15 protein-coding genes are annotated in these 16577 nt (G+C 61.2%); 2 read left to right on the top strand and 13 right to left on the bottom strand.

Features of this window, described 5'->3' with window-relative positions; all coding sequences use genetic code 11:
* Nucleotides 1-21: 21 nt before the first annotated feature.
* The 10 genes from D6858_RS08355 to D6858_RS08310 all read right to left on the bottom strand — a co-directional run bounded on the left by D6858_RS08355 (nucleotide 22) and on the right by D6858_RS08310 (nucleotide 8831).
* A complete protein-coding gene (locus tag D6858_RS08355) occupies nucleotides 22-264 on the bottom strand; it encodes a hypothetical protein (RefSeq protein WP_120108969.1) in 243 nt (80 codons plus the stop codon).
* Nucleotides 261-416 carry a cbb3-type cytochrome oxidase assembly protein CcoS gene (gene ccoS, locus D6858_RS08350; protein ID WP_120108967.1) on the bottom strand — a complete coding sequence of 52 codons (156 nt, stop codon included), beginning with the start codon at nucleotides 414-416 and terminating at the stop codon, nucleotides 261-263. Before ccoS ends, D6858_RS08355 begins: the two co-directional genes overlap by 4 nt.
* Nucleotides 413-2530 carry a heavy metal translocating P-type ATPase gene (locus D6858_RS08345; protein WP_120108965.1) on the bottom strand — a complete coding sequence of 706 codons (2118 nt, stop codon included), beginning with the start codon at nucleotides 2528-2530 and terminating at the stop codon, nucleotides 413-415. The genes ccoS and D6858_RS08345 overlap by 4 nt, the downstream gene beginning before the upstream one ends.
* Nucleotides 2527-2997, bottom strand: a complete 471-nt coding sequence (locus tag D6858_RS08340; RefSeq protein WP_120108963.1) for a FixH family protein — start codon at nucleotides 2995-2997, stop codon at nucleotides 2527-2529. Before D6858_RS08340 ends, D6858_RS08345 begins: the two co-directional genes overlap by 4 nt.
* Nucleotides 2994-4526 (bottom strand): cytochrome c oxidase accessory protein CcoG, encoded by a 1533-nt coding sequence (gene ccoG, locus D6858_RS08335; RefSeq protein WP_120108961.1) that lies wholly within the window; start codon nucleotides 4524-4526, stop codon nucleotides 2994-2996. The genes D6858_RS08340 and ccoG overlap by 4 nt, the downstream gene beginning before the upstream one ends.
* Nucleotides 4507-5427 carry a cytochrome-c oxidase, cbb3-type subunit III gene (ccoP, locus tag D6858_RS08330; protein ID WP_120108959.1) on the bottom strand — a complete coding sequence of 307 codons (921 nt, stop codon included), beginning with the start codon at nucleotides 5425-5427 and terminating at the stop codon, nucleotides 4507-4509. The genes ccoG and ccoP overlap by 20 nt, the downstream gene beginning before the upstream one ends.
* Entirely contained in the window at nucleotides 5417-5590 is a 174-nt protein-coding gene (locus D6858_RS08325) for a cbb3-type cytochrome c oxidase subunit 3 (RefSeq protein WP_102153630.1), read from the bottom strand. Before D6858_RS08325 ends, ccoP begins: the two co-directional genes overlap by 11 nt.
* Nucleotides 5587-6333: a cytochrome-c oxidase, cbb3-type subunit II gene (gene ccoO / locus D6858_RS08320; RefSeq protein WP_120108957.1), complete on the bottom strand. Its 747-nt coding sequence runs from the start codon at nucleotides 6331-6333 to the stop codon at nucleotides 5587-5589. Before ccoO ends, D6858_RS08325 begins: the two co-directional genes overlap by 4 nt.
* A 3-nt stretch (nucleotides 6334-6336) precedes the next feature.
* Nucleotides 6337-8007 (bottom strand): cytochrome-c oxidase, cbb3-type subunit I, encoded by a 1671-nt coding sequence (ccoN, locus tag D6858_RS08315; protein WP_120108955.1) that lies wholly within the window; start codon nucleotides 8005-8007, stop codon nucleotides 6337-6339.
* Between the two features lie 80 nt (nucleotides 8008-8087).
* Nucleotides 8088-8831 (bottom strand): Crp/Fnr family transcriptional regulator, encoded by a 744-nt coding sequence (locus D6858_RS08310; RefSeq protein ID WP_133305263.1) that lies wholly within the window; start codon nucleotides 8829-8831, stop codon nucleotides 8088-8090.
* A gap of 172 nt (nucleotides 8832-9003) precedes the next feature.
* On the opposite strand from D6858_RS08310, the gene D6858_RS08305 reads away from it, so the two are divergent.
* Nucleotides 9004-9693, top strand: coding sequence for an OmpW/AlkL family protein (locus D6858_RS08305; RefSeq protein WP_120108951.1), 690 nt, complete (start codon nucleotides 9004-9006; stop codon nucleotides 9691-9693).
* Between the two features lie 146 nt (nucleotides 9694-9839).
* Here D6858_RS08305 and D6858_RS08300 read toward each other — a convergent pair whose 3' ends face one another.
* Genes D6858_RS08300 through D6858_RS08290 form a run of 3 tightly spaced genes read right to left on the bottom strand, consistent with a single transcriptional unit; the run spans nucleotide 9840 to nucleotide 15686 of the window.
* On the bottom strand, nucleotides 9840-11237 hold the full coding sequence (locus D6858_RS08300; protein ID WP_120108949.1) for an efflux transporter outer membrane subunit: 1398 nt from the start codon (nucleotides 11235-11237) through the stop codon (nucleotides 9840-9842).
* Nucleotides 11234-14476 carry an efflux RND transporter permease subunit gene (locus D6858_RS08295; protein ID WP_120108947.1) on the bottom strand — a complete coding sequence of 1081 codons (3243 nt, stop codon included), beginning with the start codon at nucleotides 14474-14476 and terminating at the stop codon, nucleotides 11234-11236. The genes D6858_RS08300 and D6858_RS08295 overlap by 4 nt, the downstream gene beginning before the upstream one ends.
* A 7-nt stretch (nucleotides 14477-14483) precedes the next feature.
* Nucleotides 14484-15686, bottom strand: coding sequence for an efflux RND transporter periplasmic adaptor subunit (locus D6858_RS08290; protein WP_240623769.1), 1203 nt, complete (start codon nucleotides 15684-15686; stop codon nucleotides 14484-14486).
* A 198-nt stretch (nucleotides 15687-15884) separates the two neighbouring features.
* On the opposite strand from D6858_RS08290, the gene D6858_RS08285 reads away from it, so the two are divergent.
* A complete protein-coding gene (locus D6858_RS08285; RefSeq protein ID WP_120108943.1) occupies nucleotides 15885-16529 on the top strand; it encodes a hypothetical protein in 645 nt (214 codons plus the stop codon).
* Nucleotides 16530-16577: the final 48 nt, after the last annotated feature.

Raw genomic sequence — 16577 nt, 5'->3', positions numbered from 1 at the left:
CTGCCCCGTTATGCGATTCGATCAGTCGTTACTTTGCGCTGGATCAAATTGCTTGCGCTTGCGCTCGCTCGAATGGCACCCCTTGGCGCAACACGGCTGGCTGGCGGGTGGCAGTGGCTGGCCGTTCACCGGGATCGAAATCGTGCCGCCATTGCACAATTGCGCGATCAGCCCGCCGCTGGCCGCTTCCCCATCCGCCGGAGCGGGGCCGACGATGGCCGGAATCAACGCGACGATAGCAGTAATGGCAAGCTGACCGCTCATTTGATCTCGTCCCCATCGTCATCGAACAGAATGCGGGCTGCGGAACCATCCGGGTCTTCAAACTGGCCATTCCGCAGTGCCCAGAAAAAGGCCCCCAGTCCGATCAGGCCAAGAAACAGCGCAATCGGGATCAGGATCAGCAGCCCGTTCATCGCGCCGCCCTTGCCAGCCGCAGCGAATTGCCGATCACCAGCAACGAACTGCCCGACATCGCAACCGCAGCGATCAATGGTGTGACCATCCCCGCCATCGCCAGCGGAACGGCGAAGATATTGTACGTAATGGCCAGCGCGAAGTTCTGTTTGACCACCCGCATCGTTGCCCGTGCTGTCTTCACCGCGCGCGGCACAGCCAGCAGCGAATCCTGCACGAACACGAAATCGGCGGCTTGCAGCCCGACTTCGCTGGCCCCGCCCGGCGCCATAGAGACATCGGCCGCGGCCAGTGCAGGCCCGTCGTTCAACCCGTCGCCCACCATCAGCACCGTATGGCCCGATGCCCGCTGGCGACCGATCGCCTCCTGCTTGTCCTGCGGCGAAGCCTTCGCCTGTGCTGTCAGCCTCAATTCGCGGGCCACCTCTGCGACAGCGGCGGCGTTGTCGCCCGACAGGATCGAACTGACTACGCCATCTTGCGACAGGCGGTCGAGCGCGGCGCGTGCATCGGGACGCAACCGGTCGGCGAACGGAATCAACACCGCTGGCCGCGATCCGATCTGCAATTCGACCGCACTACCCCCCGCATTTTGAGGACGACGCAGCGCCACCGGCATACCTTCGAACGTACCGAACACACCTTCGCCCGGGCGTTCGGCAACCTGTTCAATCGTAACGGCGGATGCGCGCGATGCCAGTGCCCGCACGATGCCGCGCGACAACGGATGGCGGCTGTGGCTTGCAAGGGCATAGGCGATGTTTGCGGCATCGTCAGGCAGGCTGGCCATTACCGCCGGATCGGGCAGAGCCTGCCCGCACGTAAGCGTACCCGTCTTATCGAACAACGCACGATCGATCTTGGCCAGACGTTCGAATGCCGAACCGTCCTTCACCATCACACCCGCGCGCAGCAGCGATCCGCTGGCAACGACTTGCGCCACCGGCACCGCCAGCCCCAGCGCGCAGGGGCACGTGATAATCAGCACGGCAACGCCATAGACCAGCGCGTGATAAATCCCCGCACCGGCAATCAGCCAGCCGATCACCGTCAACGCGGCCAGCGAGTGTACCGCCGGGGCATAAAGACGCGCGGCCCGATCTGCGAGGCGGACATATTTGCTACGGTCCTGCGCGCTGGCTTCCATCAGGCGGGCGATTTCCGCCAGTGTCGTATCCTGCCCCGTCCCTGTCACCGTGACATCGACCGGGCTGTCGAGATTAAGCGTACCGGCAAAAACTCCGTCGCCGCTGGCCGCCGCGACAGGCGCGCTTTCCCCAGTAAGGAGCGACTGGTCGAACCGACTACCCCCGGCGATAATATCGCCATCGGCCGCCAGCCGCTCCCCTGCTGCGACACGGATCGTCATCCCCACTTCGATCGCGTCAGCAGCCATCCATTGAGGCGTTCCATCCGCCCCGATTACCATTGCTCCCTGAGGTGCCTGCGCCAGCAGGGCATCGACCCCGCGCCGCGCCCGATCGCGCATCATCGCGTCGAGCACCCGGCCCGCCAGCAGAAAAGTGAGCAACATCAAAGCGCCATCGAACCACGCATCAGCGCCGCCAACGACGGTTTCGTAAACGCTCAACCCGGTGGCGATCACCACGCCGATAGAGATCGGCACGTCCATATTGGTGCGCCGTTTGCGCAGCGCGCTCCATGCGGACGAGAAGAACGGACGCCCGGCGAAGGCAACCGCAGGCACGGCAATCGCTGCGCTGATCCAGTGAAACAGTTCGCGTGTACTGCCTTCCGCGCCAGACCATACGCTGACCGACAGCAGCATCACGTTCATCGCCGCAAATGCCGCCACCGCCAGCGGCGCCAGCAGCGGCTTCACCGCCGATGGGTTGCGTTCGAATTCGTTATGGCGCGGCTGCGCTTCGAAGCCGATATTCTCCAGCGCGCCGACAAGGTCGCGGTCGCTCATCTTGCGATCGTGATCGACCGTGACCATCCGCGCCGACAGGTTGACCCGTGCCGAAGCGATCCCCGGAACATCGGCCAGCCCGCGCTCGATCTTGCTCATGCATCCAGCGCAGTGCATTCCGGGCACAGCGAGCACGGTGCGTTCGCATGTCTGCGGATCGAGCGGGCGATGCACGTTCATTGCAGCGCGACTTCCTCACGCCACATATCGCCGCCCTGTTCAACCTTGAGACGTAGCGTCCAACGGCCCGCAGGGAGAGCTTCGCGTGACACGAAATGCCCTGCGCTGGCGAGATCGAATGCCACCATCCGGTCTGCTTCGCGGCCCAGGGGGTGCCATGCTTCAGCGGTGACCACCACCCCATCCCCCGGCCCGGACAGCGTGATTTCCAGCCGCCCGTCTTCCCGACGCACGACATCGGCAGACCATCCCAGTGCCTTCTCCTTCGCCGCTTCGTCCAGCCAGCGATTGAAATGCTGGCTGGCAACATAGGAGTTTTCGACCGTGACCCCGCCGAACGTCGACAGGGCGAAACGGGCCATCAACACGTTCACGCCAACCACGACCCCGAAAAACACCACCAGGATCGCGAAGATGTGCCAGCCAGTGAACTGACCGCGCACACGTTCCTGTTTCTGCTGTGTCATTCGGAGTCTCCCGGCGCGGTAAAGCGTGCCTCTGCCTGATCGGTTTCCTTTTGCGGATCGAGCGATGTGACGCCGAAGTGGAAATCCTGCGCCTTCGTATCGGGCGGAGAGATCACGTACACGCGCAGCGCCTTCGTCTCATCCGGCGGTACGTCGATGACGAGTTTCCGTTTGGCATCGGCATAATCCATTGTGCCGGTCCACATTTTCGCGCCCGGCAGCCCGTCGATCACGACTTCCATCTTGCGCGGGCGGCTTTCCATATTCCGTAGCTTCACTGTGTACGAGTTGCGAAGCGCCCCGTCACTCATCAGCATATATGGAGGGTTCCGGTCGGGCGCAGCGGAAATAGAGGTATGGCTGCGCGTGCCGAGCAGGAACAACATGCCCAGCCCGATTGCCGCCCAGATGCCGAAGTAGATCACCGTGCGCGGATGCAGCAGCGTTTTCCAGGCAGGGCGCGGCGTCTCGCCGGCAGCTTCGCGCTTGCAGTCTTCCAGCGTTGCATAATCGATCAGACCGCGCGGACGGCCGATATCCTTCATCACTTTGTCGCAGGCGTCGATACAGAGCGCACACGTGATACAGCCAATCTGCGGTCCTTCGCGAATGTCGATTCCGGTCGGGCATACCTGCACACATTGCGTACAATCGATGCAGTCCCCGAATTCGCCGGGGTTCTTGGCGGCCTTCTTCACACTGCCACGCGGTTCGCCGCGCCAGTCCTTGTACGTGACGATCAGCGATTTTTCGTCGAGCATCGCCGTCTGGATACGCGGCCAGGGGCACATATAAATGCACACCTGTTCGCGCATGAAACCACCAAGAACGAATGTGGTCGCTGTAAGGATGGCGACAGTGGCATAGGCGACCGGAGCAGCCTGCCCCGTCCAGAAATCATGTGTCAGCGTCGGTGCATCGGCAAAATACATGATCCATGCACCGCCGGTCCAGAATGCAATGGCGAGATAGATCGTCCATTTGAATCCACGGCGCAAAACCTTGCCCCACGTCCACGGTGCGGCATCGAGCCGCATCCGGGCATTGCGATCGCCATCGACGAACCTGTCGATATGCTGAAACAGATCGGTCCACACGGTTTGCGGACAGGCATAGCCGCACCACGCGCGGCCCACGGCACTGGTGACCAGGAACAGCCCGATCCCCGCCATAATCAGCAAGCCTGCGACGAAATAGAATTCCTGCGGCCAGATTTCGATGCCGAACATGTAGAAACGGCGATTGGCCAGATCGACCAGCACTGCCTGATCCGGCGCATAAGGCCCACGATCCCACCGGATCCACGGTGTGATGTAATAGATGCCCAGCGTGACGAGCATCACGAACCATTTGAAACGACGGAAAGGCCCATCGATCCGCTTGTTATGAACCGCCCGGCGTTTCTCGTAGAGCTTTACCGGCGCAGGTTCGCGCGGCGGGTCGTGCCGCTTCGTGAAGTCCGAAGGCTTCGCCGAAGCGGCGCTTACCGGTTGTTCGACCGTGTCGGTGCTATTGTTGGGGCTGTCCATCGTCCTGCTTCACTGGTTCAGGGGTTGTGGTCTGTGCGATTTTCTCCCCGCCCCCCAGCGAGTACACATATGCGGCCAGCATCTTGATAGTCACCGGATCGAGGCGACCACCCCAATGCGGCATCTGGCCCATACGCGGATTCAGGATCTGCTTTTCAATGTCGGCTTTAGTGCCACCATAGAGCCAGATTGCATCCGCAAGGCGCGGCGCGCCCACAGTGCGGTCGCCCTGCCCCTTGTCGCCGTGACAGACGACGCAGTTATCGGCGTATATCTGTGCACCTTGCGCGTTGGGTTTGGCCTTGCCGCTCAGCGACAGGACATGGGTGGCCAGCGCATCGAGCTGTTGCGGGTCGAACACCCCGGCAAATGGCGGCATCGCGCTCTGACGCAGATCGTCGTCATTTGCCTGACGGATACCGTGGGTGATCGTATATTCGATCGTCTTGATATCCCCACCCCACAGCCAGTCGTCGTCGTTCAGATTGGGATATCCAAGAGTCTGGCTGCCCGCTGCGCCCGAACCGTGACACTGTACGCAATTGACCTTGAAAGCCGCCGCACCGCCCGCGACGGCCTGCGCCATCAGGTCGGGCTGCTCAGGCAGCTTGACGATATCGACCGCAGCGATTTTGGCCCGCACTTCGCTACGCTCAGCATCCGCCGCTTTCATCTCTTCCGCCAGTTGCCCCCGGCTCGACCAGCCCAAAGTGCCCTCGGTCGCTTTGTGAACCATCGGGATCGCCGGATAGACGATCATATAACCGATCGCGAAAGCGATACAGCCATAGAAGGACCACAACCACCAGCGCGGCAGCGGCGTGTTAAGTTCTTCGATCCCGTCCCATTCGTGGCCAACGGTTTCGGTCTGTGTGGCTTCGTCGATACGCTTATTCGCCATCGGTCTCGTCCTTGAAGATGAGGTTGGCCGCTTCGTCGTTGCTATGCTTGGCACCGGGCCGGAACGGCCAGGCACAAAGGAAAGCAAACACGAAGAACATCGCTATCAGGCCCCAGCTATCCGCCAGATGCCGCAGCGCTTCGTAGGTGGAGTGCGGGTTCATCGGCCCTTTTCCTTCGCCAGCTCTTCCTGCGCGGCCGGTGCGTTGACATCGACCAGCGTGCCCAGCACCTGAAGATATGCGATCAGCGCATCCATTTCGGTCACCCGGTCAGGATTGCCGTCGAAATCGCGGATCTGCGCCTTGGGATACCGCTTCTCCAGATCGCCGGCATCGGCATTCGGATCGGCCTGTGCCATCAGATCGGTATCGGCCTTTTCAATATCTGCCTTGGTATAGGGAACACCGACGCGGTTGAGAGCCGTCAGGTTGGCTTTCATATCCGCAACGTGGAGGTCCGTATCCGCAAGGAAGCCATACTTCGGCATAACCGAGTCCGGCACCACTGCTTCCGGGTTGGTCAGGTGCTGTACGTGCCACGCATCCGAATAACGCCCACCGACACGCGCCAGATCCGGCCCGGTACGCTTGGAACCCCACTGGAACGGGTGATCGTACATCGATTCCGCTGCCAGAGAATAATGGCCATAGCGTTCCTGCTCGTCGCGGAACGGGCGGATCATCTGGCTGTGGCAGACATAGCAGCCTTCGCGCACATAGATGTCCCGACCGGCCTGCTCCAGCGGAGTATAGGGCCGCATACCGTCCACTTTCTCGATCGTATTGTCGATCCAGAACAGAGGCGCGATTTCCACGATGCCGCCGATGGTTACCGTAATGAAGGCCAACCCGGCCAGAACCGTGACGTTACGTTCAATCTTCTTGTGAGTACTAATCATGCTCATGGCTCAGGCCTCCTGCGCCGCAAGTGCGGGTGCGGAAACGATCGGGCGGTCGAGTTCGGCGTCGTAAGGCGCGCTCGTCATCGGAGCTTCCTCACGCTGCCTGCCTTTGATCGTCATCCAGACGTTCACGACCATCAGCGTTGCGCCGGAGAGGTAGAGCACGCCACCGATTGCACGCAGGGCATACATCGGGTGCAGCGCAGCCACCGTTTCCACGAAGGAGTTCACGAGATAGCCGTCCGGCCCGTATTCGCGCCACATCAGGCCCTGAGTGATACCAGCCACCCACATCGAACCGGCGTAGAACACGATACCGGCAGTCGCGAGCCAGAAGTGCCAGTTGACCATCCGCAGGCTGAAGAGGCGTTCCCGCTTCCACAGGCGCGGCGTCAGGAAGTAAACCGCTGCGAAGCTGATCATCCCGTTCCAGCCCAGCGCACCGGAGTGCACGTGGCCAATGGTCCAGTCGGTATAGTGGCTCAGGCTGTTGACGCTCTTGATGCTCATCATCGGGCCTTCGAACGTGCTCATGCCGTAGAATGCCACGCTCATCACCAGCATACGGATGATCGGATCGGTGCGGACTTTGTCCCATGCGCCGTTCAGCGTCATCAGGCCGTTGATCATCCCGCCCCAGCTTGGCATCCACAGCATCACGGAGAACACCATGCCCAGCGTCTGCGCCCAGTCGGGCAGCGCGGTATAGTGAAGGTGGTGAGGACCGGCCCAGATGTAGAGGAAGATCAGCGCCCAGAAGTGAATGATCGACAGGCGATAGCTGTAGATCGGACGACCGGCCTGCTTCGGCACGAAGTAATACATCATCGCCAGGAAGCCAGCGGTGAGGAAGAAGCCTACAGCGTTGTGGCCATACCACCACTGCACCAGCGCGCCCTGCACACCGGCGAACAGCGGATAGCTCTTGGAGCCGAGAACGCTGACAGGAAGGTCGATATTGTTGACCACGTGGAGCATCGCCACGGTCAGGATGAAGGCGAGGTAGAACCAGTTGGCCACATAGATATGCGGCTCTTTACGCTTCACGATCGTGCCGACGAACACCACCAGATAAGCAACCCAGACAGCCGTCAGCCACCAGTCGACATACCATTCAGGTTCGGCATATTCCTTGCTCTGCGTAATACCCAGCAGATAGCCCGTCGCAGCCAGCACGATGAAGAGTTGGTAGCCCCAGAAAACGAACCGCGCGAGCTTGGGAAATGCAAGTTGTGCGCGGCAGGTGCGCTGAACGACGTAAAAACTCGTCGCGATCAGGATATTGCCGCCAAACGCAAAAATCACCGCACTGGTGTGCAGCGGACGGAGGCGCCCGAAATTGAGATATGGTTCGAGATTAAGCTGCGGGAAGGTCAGCTGCAGCGCAATCACCACCCCCACGAGGAACCCGGCCATGCCCCAGAAGACGGTGGCGATAACGCCCCACCGAACTGGCGCATCGTCGTACACCTCCGGCCCATCCGGCAATTTGAACATGCCGGTTTTGGTCGCCAGCGGATCGTGCGCGCGCGCGGTCGCAACCATCGCGATGAACGCCGCGATCCCCACGATCGTCATCTGGATGGCGAATCCACTGTCTTGCGCCCCGGCGATCGCCATGATCGCCAACAATAGGATCGCGAACCAAAGTCCGATCCTTCCGAGTGTAGCTTGCATCGTTCGGGTTCCTCCTGCGCTCGCGCCCTAATCGCCCTCGCGCACCGATTGATTGATTTGGGTCAATTAGACTGAAAAAGTCATACACGCGGGCAAGTGGGGCCCGCACGTTGCAACAGTGCCTCGGGGTCCAGCACACGCACACCTGATCGCCCCCCGGTCTCGATCAGGCCTGCATCACGAAGTTCGCCAAACTGGCGGCTAACCGTTTCAATGGTCAACCCCAGACTATCGGCAATATCGCCGCGCGACATAGGTAGCTCTATCAGCACCTCATTATCGCTGGCAACGCCAATTCGCCCAGCCATCTGCATTAACAGCCTGGCAACCCGTTCCTGAGCCGTTTTGCGGCCCAGCCCTACCGAATCGTCGCGACATTCAGCCAATGCGGCATCGGTCCGGCGGTGCAGTTCGACCAACAACTTCGATTCTTCGTTCACCGCCTGCAGAAACCGGCGGGTAGGAAACGATAATATCTGCGAGGGCGTGAGCGCGATGAGACCATATTCATGCTCTGCCCGTGCAGGCACCGAAACCAGATCGCCTGCAAAGTGAAACGACAAAACCTGCGCCCGATCAAGCGCAGCCCATGCGACCAGTTTGCAGGCCCCTTCGGCAAGGAACACAAGCGAGTCCTCGTCGGAAAAAATAGCCGCGCTTTTGCCTTTGCCGATTTCGATCGCTTTTCCCAGCGACATGATCTGAGCCTGCACATCCCATGCGAATCCACGCGTGCCGAACGCTTCTTCGAATCGCACGAAGCATTGCGCGGTAACCGCGTCGATTTCCGGCTCGCCCGGAGACAGGATGTCAGGTCGATTCATGCTGTGAAATGCAGATATGACTGTTGTCGATAGATCAGCGAACTGATCGAAACTTCCGCGACGTTCATTGACATAGGTCAACTACAACTCTGCCGGATGGGGCCATTGGGCCTCCAACGCAGCAACAATCCTTGGCCGCACGGGGTGGCCACTGCTGTGTAGGACAGTGAATATGAAAGCCTATTTTGCAGCCGCCGGTTTCGCCGTGGCGGCACTCGCCAGCCAGCCGGCCGCCGCCGCAGACGGCGGCAAGATTCAGGTCAAGGTAATGGCCACTGCCGTCCTCCCCGACGGCAAGATCGACAAGGTTGAAAGCATGGATCCGGCCATTGCTACTGCGCTGACCGGTGTGACATTCGACACGACTGCCAACGACAATGTCGTTCCCACAATTGCCGCGGAATACTTCGTCAACGATGCCATCTCGGTCGAAACGATCTGCTGCCTTACCAGCCACCATGTGAACGGCACGGGTGACCTCGACGGTGCGCGTCTGGTCGATCACGTGATGATCCTGCCCGCCACGATCACGCTCAAGTATCACCTCGATGCCGGCCCGGTTAAGCCTTATGTCGGCGTTGGCCCGACGGTGTTCTTCGTGATCGATGAACGGCCCGGCCCCGATGCAACGACCGCCCTCGGAGCCACGCGGGTGAAGATGTCGAATTCGTTCGGTGTCGCGCTTCAGGGTGGCTTCGATATCCCGGTCAACGACAAGGGAATGATCGTCAGCCTGGATGCGAAAAAGTACTTCGTGAAACCGACTGCCAGCTTCTACGACGCGAACGACACGCTGCTGCTGAAAACCAAGCACCAGCTCGATCCGTGGGTGCTGAGCGCAGGCGTCGGCTTCCGCTTCTGACCTGACCGGATCGTTTTCGATCCAGACTTATTCGCTCGCCGTCATCCGGTTCTCAATCCACTATGGGGTGTAAGAGAGCCGGAGGGCGGCGACGAATTTTATCCGCCGTCCGCCGTCCGCTCCCGCATGATCGAGTGGCGCACTTCTTATTCGAAGGCGTCGCTGCCAAGCACCTGATACAGCGTGACGCGATTGAGGATGGATGCCAGTTCCATCGACACCTCCGCCCGTTGCGCGGTGTAGAGGCTGCGCTGCGCCACCAGACTATCCAGAAAACTGGCAACTCCGTTGGTATAACGCGCTTCTGCCAGGGTCGCCGTTGTCGCGGCAGCGGTCGCGTTGGCGCGATTGGCGCGGAGCCGTTCGGCCAGAGTACCCTGTACCGCCAACGCATCAGCCACTTCGCGGAAGGCGGTTTGGATGGCCCTCTCGTACGAAGCCAGTGCGGCATCGCGTTGCGCTTCGCTGACAGCGACATCGGCACGGCGGCCACCCGCATCGAAGATCGAAAGACCGGCATCTGCCCCCGCTGTGGCGCGAAACGCACCGCCGGTGAACAGATCGGCCAGCGCCGTGCTCGCCAGCCCGACAAGGCCGGTCAGCGAAATCGACGGGAACAGCTTTGCCCGTGCGACGCCGATATCGGCATTGGCCGCGCGCAGATCGTATTCCGCGGCGATCACATCGGGGCGGCGCAGCAGCGCCTGCGAACTCAGCCCTGCGGGGAGAGTGGCGAAACTGCCGTCGATCTCGCTCAGCCCGCCGGGTAACAGAGCCGGATCGACATCCGCACCCACCAGCAAACGCAGCAGATTTTCGTCCTGCGCCAACGCGGTCTTCTGGGCCGCGATGTTATCCTGCGCGGTGGCAAGTATCTGTTCGGCCTGCGACAGATCGCTACGCGGCGCGACACCGCCTTCGAACCGCGCACGGGTCAGCCTTACGCTATCCGAGGCGTTTTTTGCTGTCGCCTCTGCCAGCGCGAGCAGGTCACGGTCGGCGGCATAAGTCGCCCATGCCGCGGCGACATTCGCGGCAATGCCCAGCCGCACCGTTCGTACGGCGGCCTCTGTCGCCAGAGCGCGATCGCGCTGCGCCGCTGTAGCGTTCGATAGTTTGCCGAACAGATCGACTTCGTAACTGGCGACACCGCCTTGCAGCGAATAGAGTTCCGACCAGTCGCCATCGGTCCCTTGCGCGGTGCCGGTGGCCGCAGCGGTCGCGCCAATGGCCGGGAACTGCGCCGAACGCACCGCCCGCACTTGCGCCCGCGCCGCTGCCAGATTGGCGGCGGCGATGCGGATATCGCGGTTATTATCCAGCGCCAGGGCAACAACCTGCTGCAACCGCTGATCGCGGAATACCTGAGTATAGGGCACTTGCGGCAAATCCGCTTCGCTCTGCGCCAGATAGGCATCGCCCACTGGCCACGATTGCGGCACCGGCGGCGGCGGCAAAGCGGTTTGCGGCGCGAGCGAACAAGCCGCGAGCGATACAGCGAGAGGCACGGCCAGCCCGCCTGCAATAATACGCCGCGCGATCATGACGAGGCTCCCGTGTTATCCTGCGGCCCGTTCGCTGGCCTTTCAGCGAGCGGTTCGTCATCTTCGCGCCAGTGGCGGACTTTCTCGTTCAATGCATTCAGCGAATCCCGCGTGCCGCGACGCACCAGTACGAAGAACAGCGGGATGTAGAAAATCGCCAGCAATGTCGCCGCCAGCATCCCGCCGATCACCGATGTGCCGATGGCGATCTGGCTGTTGGCGCCCGGCCCGCTTGCCATTGCCAGCGGCAGGACGCCGAAAACGAACGCAAAACTGGTCATCAGGATCGGGCGCAGGCGGATACGTGCCGCTTCCAGCGCGGCATCGATGACGCGTGCACCCTTTTTCTCCTCCTGCTCGGCAAATTCGATCATCAGAATGGCGTTCTTGGCAGTCAGGCCCATCGTGGTCAGCAATCCGATCTGAAGATAGACATCGTTTTCCAGCCCGCGCATCGTTGTCGCAAGGATTGCCCCCAGCAAGCCAACCGGGATCACCAGCAGCACCGCCACCGGGATCGACCAGCTTTCATAGAGGGCAGCAAGGCACAGAAACACCACCAGCAACGACAGGGCATAGAGCAACGGCGCCTGACTGGAGGCATTGCGCTCTTCGTAAGACGACCCCGACCATGCCACACTGGTGCCCGGATACTTCGCTGCCAGCGCGGCCATCGTATCCATCGCTTCGCCCGAACTAACGCCCGTTGCCGCCTGCCCGGAAAATTCCGCTGTCGGCACACCATTGAACCGCGAGGAACTGGATGGCGTGGTCGCCCAGCCGATGTCGGCAAATGCGGTGAACGGCACCATATGGCCCGATTTGCCGCGCACATACCATTGCGACAAGTCGCTTGGATCGGATCGGAACGGCGCATCGCCCTGAACATAAACGCGCTTCACGCGTCCTTTGTCGAGGAAGTCGTTCACATACCGCCCGCCCCATGCCGCTGCCAGCGTGGCATTCACATCCGATTGCGTCAGGCCGTAAGCCGCCAGCCGCGTGGGATCGATATCGACTTTCAGAGTGGCAACATCCGACAGGTCGCTCAACCGCACCGACTCCAGCCTGGGATCGGCGTTGGCATCGGCCAGCAAGCGGTCGCGCACATCGGCAAATTGCGCGGCGGACAGATTGCCGCTGTTGAGCAATTGCATCGAGAACCCGGAAGACGAGCCAAGCCCGCGGATCGCGCCCGGCACCAGCGTGAATACCCGCGCGTCGCGGAAATCGCGCAGCGCGGCATTGGTCCGGTCGGCGATCGCCTGCGCGCTGCCTTCCGCACCGGGCCGGTCGTCCCAGTTCACCAGCTTGGCAAAGCCCATGCCGGTGTTCTGGCCACCGCCTCCACGCGGCGATCCGGCCAGCACAAACAGCACCTTGATCCGTTCGCCTTCGTTTTCCAGCAGATACTTCTGGATTTCCTGCGCCACCTCTTCGGTGCGAGCCATCGTGGTGCCCGAAGGGAGCTGGTATTGCAGGAAAACGTCGCCCTGGTCTTCGTTCGGCAGAAACCCGGTGGGCAAGCGGAAGAACAGCACCGCCAGCGCGGCGACCAGCGCGGCATAGATACCCAGAAACAGCCACTTGCGTTCAACCACAGTGCCGATCGCATCGCGATAGCGGGTGGACATGCGATGGAAGCCCGAATTGAAATCGTCCTTCGCTCGCTCCATCGTATGGACCACGCGCGGATAATGGCGTTCCAGCCAGCTATCCCCCTCGCCCGCCGCGCGCTTTCGCTTCAGCAAAGTGGAGGTAAGCGCGGGGCTGAGCACCAGCGCAACCAGTACGGAGAGGACCATTGCCGCAATAATGGTCAGTGCGAACTGACGATAGATCACCCCGGTCGATCCACCGAAGAAGGCCATCGGCAGGAACACAGCGGACAGCACCAGTGCAATCGCCACCAGTGCGACCTGAATTTCCTTCATCGATTCAATGGTCGCTTCACGCGGAGTCATCTCCGGGTTTTCTTCCAGCAGACGCTCGACGTTTTCGACCACGACAATCGCATCGTCCACCAGCAAACCGATAGCGAGCACCAGCCCGAACAGAGTCATCGTGTTCACGGAAAAACCGATCAACGCGAACACCCCGAAAGTGCCCAGCAAGACCACCGGCACCGCAATGGCCGGGATCAGCGTGGCCCGCCAGCTTTGCAGGAACACGAACATCACGATCACGACCAGCACGATCGCTTCGATCAGGGTTTTCTGCACTTCGCTGACCGACAACTTGATGAAATCGGTCGAATCGTTGGCGTATCCGATCACCAGCCCTTCGGGCAGGCCTTTCTCCATATCGGCAATCAGCGCTTTTACCCGTTCGGCGGTCTGCAATGCGTCAGCACCGGGAGACAGCGATATCGCGATGCCGGCGCCGGGATGCCCGTTGATCCGGCGGATCGTGGTGTAGTTTTCCGAACCGACTTCCACCCGCGCGACATCGCCCAGCCGGACGGTCGATCCGTCGGTCTGCGTTTTGAGAGTGATCGCGCGGAATTCTTCAGGAGTCTGGAATTTGGACAGCGCGGTAACAGTCGCATCCAGCATCTGCCCTTCCAACGTGGGCAAACCGCCGATCTCGCCTGCGGCAACTTCGGTGTTCTGCGCCTGAATGGCGGAAATGACATCGCCGGGCATCAGGCCCACTGCCGCCAGTTTGCGCGGATCGAGCCAGATCCGCATCGCGTGCGGTGCACCGAAAACATTGACATCGCCCACCCCGGAGACACGCGAAATCGGGTCCTGAAGGTTAGAGCTGAGGTAATCGGCCACCGCATTGCCGGATCGGGTATCCGTCTCGTCATAAACGGCGATGGTCAGCAGCCGGTCGGGGTTCGACTTGGTGACGCGCAACCCCTGCGCCTGCACCTGTTGGGGCAGTCGGGCCAGCGCCGACTGCACTTTGTTCTGGACCTGCACCTGCGCGATATCGGGATCGACATCCTTGGAAAACGTCGCGCTGATCGACGCATTGCCCTGCGACGTCGATTGCGAACTGAAATAGAGCAAACCGTCCAGCCCGGTCAGTTGCTGTTCGATCACCTGCGTAACGCTGTTTTCGACCGTTTCCGCCGATGCACCGGGATAACTGGCGCGGATATTCACATTCGTAGGCGCGATATCGGGATATTGCTCTGTCGGCAGAGTCAGCAATGCCGCCAACCCGCCCAGCATCACGATAATCGCCAATACCCATGCGAAAATCGGGCGTTCGATGAATATGCGTGACATGGGTCGGTCAGCCGCCCTGCCCGGCAGAACCGGCCTTGCCAGTGGCAGGTTGCTTGCCCGCCCGGTCGGGAGTCGTGGCTGGAACCGGTTTGATCGCCGCACCGGCCTTCAGTGTATCCTGCGCCTGCGTGATGACTTTCTCGCCCGCCTTCAGGCCGGACGTCACCACCCAGTCGGCCCCTGCCGTCCTTTCCGTTTTCACAGAGCGGCGTTCGGCCTTGCCGTCCTTGCCCACCACATAAAGGTAGGCGGACCCGTCGAAGTCGCGCTTCACCGCCTGTTGCGGGATACGGAACGCGCCCGTCTCTGTGGCCTGATCGAAGCTGGCGTTAACGAACATACCGGGCAGCAACAGCCCGGCGGGATTGGGGAAGCGCGCCCGCAGCGTGACCGTGCCGGTATCTTCGCTGACCGAGATTTCCGAAAACTGCACTGTGCCGGGCAACGCATATTTGCTGCCGTTGTCGAGCGTGAGATGAACTGTCGTGCTGCCCGCTGTCGCGCCACCTTCGGCCAGACTTTGTCGCAAACGGGTCAGCTCGGCCGCCGACTGCTGCATATCGACATAGACCGGGTCGGTCTGCTGAATCACAGCCAGCGGATCGGTCTGATTGTTGCTGACCAGCGCGCCGACGGTGAACAGCGAACGACCGATACGCCCGCCAATCGGCGCAGGCACTGTGGTGAAACGCAAGTTGATCTGCGCGGTGTCGAGTGCAGCGCGGCTTTGCGCGATGGCAGCGCGCGCCTGATTGGCGGCAGCAAGCGCATCGGTATAATCCTGCTGCGATACTGCGCCCATTTCGACCAGCGGTTTGTAACGATCGGCTTTCGCACTCGCGGCAGCGGCGCTGGCCTGTGCACTGGCCAGATTAGCGCGTGCCTGTTCGACTGCGGCCCGATACAGGCTCGGGTCGATCTGAAACAGTGGCTGCCCCGCCTTTACATAGCCACCCTCTGAAAAATAAACTCTCTTTATCAATCCATTAACTTGCGGGCGCACTTCGCTGGTCTGGAATGCCACCACGCGCCCGCCCAGTGTAACCGGCACCGGAACAGTGGACGGCTGCGCCACGATATAGCCAACGGTCGCCGCCCGGTCGCCTTTCGCGCCATCACCGCCATCGCTGCCACAGGCGGCAAGACCGGAGATAAGCGATACGGCCAGACAGGAGGCGAACAGTCGACGAGCGGGGGAGCTATCAGTCACAGGAATCCGGCAAATCAGGGGAGAGAGGCGGGCTGAATGACGTTTGTTGCCGATAATCCGCAGCGGTGCAATGCGATTGATTATCCATATGTCTGTCGGCACCATCTGACGGACATAACCGGATATGGTGCACCGCCTGAAACCCCGCTCGCCCCGGCATTCAGCTTGCGATCACAGACGTTTGGATAGAGCGACAGTATGAAACGTCCTGCCCTCACTTTTGCCATACCGGCGCTGTGCCTTGCCACCGCATCGGTCGCTGTCGCAGAAATGCCTGCCGCCGCGCAGTGGGATATCGGCCCGTGGGTACGCGGCCGGAATTACTCGGTCGGAATGCCCGCCCATCCCACTCCCGGTGCCAATGGTTCGGTATCGTTCGCTTTCCCGAGAACCGGGTCGGGCGAAATCGACGCGATGACAACCGCAGTATATCCGCTGGACGGGGCGCAACAGCTCACGATGCGCTATCGCATCGACGCACCAGCAGGCACACGCTTCGTGCCATCTGAAAACCCTGAGCAGACGGCCACTGTCTCGCTCTATTTCCAGCGCGCCCGCGACACATGGACTGCCAAGGGCAAATACGCATCGTATCGCTGGTATGTCCCTGCCCGTGCTGTCATCCCGCTGGCGCCCGGTGAACACACCGTGACTGTGCGGTTCGACGAACGCTGGACCAATGTGAATGGCCAGCCCAACAGCAGCGACCCGGCCGGCTTTCGCGCTTCGCTGCGCGATACATCGCAAATCGGCATCGCCTTCGGTTGGATGGGACGCCGCAGCCACGGAGTCCATGCCACTGGCCCGGCGCGGTTTACCTTGCTCGATCTCGACATTCGCTAGTGAGGCGGTGCCCATCCCCAACCGCCGCCCATCCCTTGTCATTATGAG

The organism is Tsuneonella suprasediminis, assembly GCF_003605755.1.
Classification (GTDB): domain Bacteria; phylum Pseudomonadota; class Alphaproteobacteria; order Sphingomonadales; family Sphingomonadaceae; genus Tsuneonella; species Tsuneonella suprasediminis.
Note: the sequence above shows the minus strand (reverse complement) of the source record. Positions and strands in the feature narration are given on the sequence as shown.